The organism is Kitasatospora sp. NPDC001540 (assembly GCF_042894345.1).
GTDB classification, from domain to species: Bacteria; Actinomycetota; Actinomycetes; order Streptomycetales; family Streptomycetaceae; genus Kitasatospora; species Kitasatospora phosalacinea_C.
Genome location: NZ_JBIAVO010000089.1, coordinates 1 through 1,632 on the forward strand (window position 1 = coordinate 1; position 1,632 = coordinate 1,632).

Genomic DNA, 1,632 nt, shown 5'->3' on the forward strand with positions numbered 1-1,632 from the left:
AGTGGCCGTTGCTCTATCGATCTTGGTGAGCGTGAGTTCGAGGTCGTCGACTCGGTCGGGTGATCTTCTGGCCGACTGCGCATGAGAGTGGGGCCTCCCGTGCAGCTCGTGGGTGTCGAATCCAACCGAGCAACAGGAGGCCCCTGGTGCTGCAGTCTTTCGTGCCCGTGCCGGTGTCGTCCAACTCCGGTGCCCTGAGGTGTGATTGCCTCGCTCATCGGTTCGGGAACGCCGGGGACCGTCCGCACAGGCGACCGAGGTATCCGTCCGACATGAGCGACGCGGAGTGGGCCGTGGTGCGCGACGTCATGCCCGTTCCGGGATGGTTGGAGGGCCGGGGCGGGCAGCCGGAGGGGTACTGCCACCGGCAGATGGTCGATGCTGTGCGCTACCTGGTCGCGGGTGGCATCACCTGGCGGGCGATGCCCGCGGACTTCCCCGCATGGGACCGCGTCTACGCCTTCTTCGGGCGCTGGCGGGACAAGGGGCTGGTCGCCGAGTTCCACGACCGGCTGCGGGACCGGGTCCGCGAGGAGGCGGGCCGCGATCCGGAGCCGACCGCGGGGATCGTCGACGCCCAGTCGGTGAAGGGCGCCGCGTCGGTGCCGGCCGCCACCCGGGGATTCGACGGAGGGAAGAAGGTGAACGGCCGCAAGCGTCACATCGTGGTGGACACCCTCGGGCTGCTGCTGACGGTGATGGTCACCGCGGCCTCTGTCACCGACCGCGAGGCCGGCCAGACGCTGCTGGCCCGGCTACGCGAACGGCACTGGCGCATCACGCTTGTGTGGGCCGACGGCGGCTACACCGGACGTCTGGTCGACCTCGCCCGCGACGTCCTGAGCCTCGCGCTGAGCGTGGTCAAACGCGGCGACGACACCACGGGCTTCGTCGTGCTGCCGAAGAGGTGGCTGGTCGAGCGGACGTTCGCGTGGCTGATGCGCTCACGCCGACTCGCCCGCGACTACGAGGGCCGCACCGACACCTCGGAGGCGGTAATCCGCTGGTCGATGAGCATGGTCATGAGCCGCCGCCTCGCCCGGCGAGCACGCTGAACATCCCGGGCTGTTCCTCGGCCAGCCAGCCCCGCGCGGCCAGCCGCTTCGCCTTCGACCGCACCCCTTCCACCTTCGCCGGAACCGGCTCCAGCCCGAGTGCTGCCGCGAGTTGCCGACAGTCCATCACTTCCCCGCACGACCCGTTGCGGCCGGCGAGAGCATCCATGATCCGCTGATAGTCCGGCGCCAGCACCGCGGGGACGAGACCCTCCCGCCAGTGCGGCACCATCGAACCCGGCGCCGCTGCCGGGACTCGCGCCGGCCGCTCAGTGGCCGTCACGACCGGCACCTTTTCGTCACCCCCGCGGGGTCCCGTCAGGACCTCGGCCACCGTCTCGCGGGCGATCACGAGCCGCTCCCACACGGACTCCGCCTCCCGCAGCTCGGCCTGAAGGGCCTCCACCCGCTGCCGAGCCGCGCGTTCGCGCTCCTCCAGCAACCCCATCACCGACGGCATCCCGGCACCTCCACCGAAGAGACGACACGACACCTCGTCCCTGCCGCCGAAACGCCAAAACTATGCCTGAACTGCAGATATGCAGCCATCACTCTCGGAAAGACAACGGCTTCTGAG

Annotated in this window: 2 protein-coding genes; one reads left to right on the forward strand and one right to left on the reverse strand. The window is 69.8% G+C overall.

Features of this window, described 5'->3' with window-relative positions:
* Positions 1–272: 272 nt before the first annotated feature.
* Positions 273–1,055, forward strand: coding sequence for an IS5 family transposase (locus ACFY00_RS38080; RefSeq protein WP_285739362.1), 783 nt, complete (start codon positions 273–275; stop codon positions 1,053–1,055).
* Here the strand turns inward: ACFY00_RS38080 and ACFY00_RS38085 are convergent.
* Positions 1,021–1,515 (reverse strand): hypothetical protein, encoded by a 495-nt coding sequence (locus ACFY00_RS38085; RefSeq protein ID WP_388038865.1) that lies wholly within the window; start codon positions 1,513–1,515, stop codon positions 1,021–1,023. The genes ACFY00_RS38080 and ACFY00_RS38085 overlap by 35 nt on opposite strands.
* Positions 1,516–1,632: the final 117 nt, after the last annotated feature.

What these genes read in the sequence shown, in the direction of transcription:
- ACFY00_RS38080 (WP_285739362.1), top strand. Translation starts at nt 273, where the DNA reads ATGAGCGACGCGGAGTGGGCCGTGGTGCGCGACGTCATGCCCGTTCCG.
- ACFY00_RS38085 (WP_388038865.1), bottom strand. Translation starts at nt 1,515, where the DNA reads ATGCCGTCGGTGATGGGGTTGCTGGAGGAGCGCGAACGCGCGGCTCGG.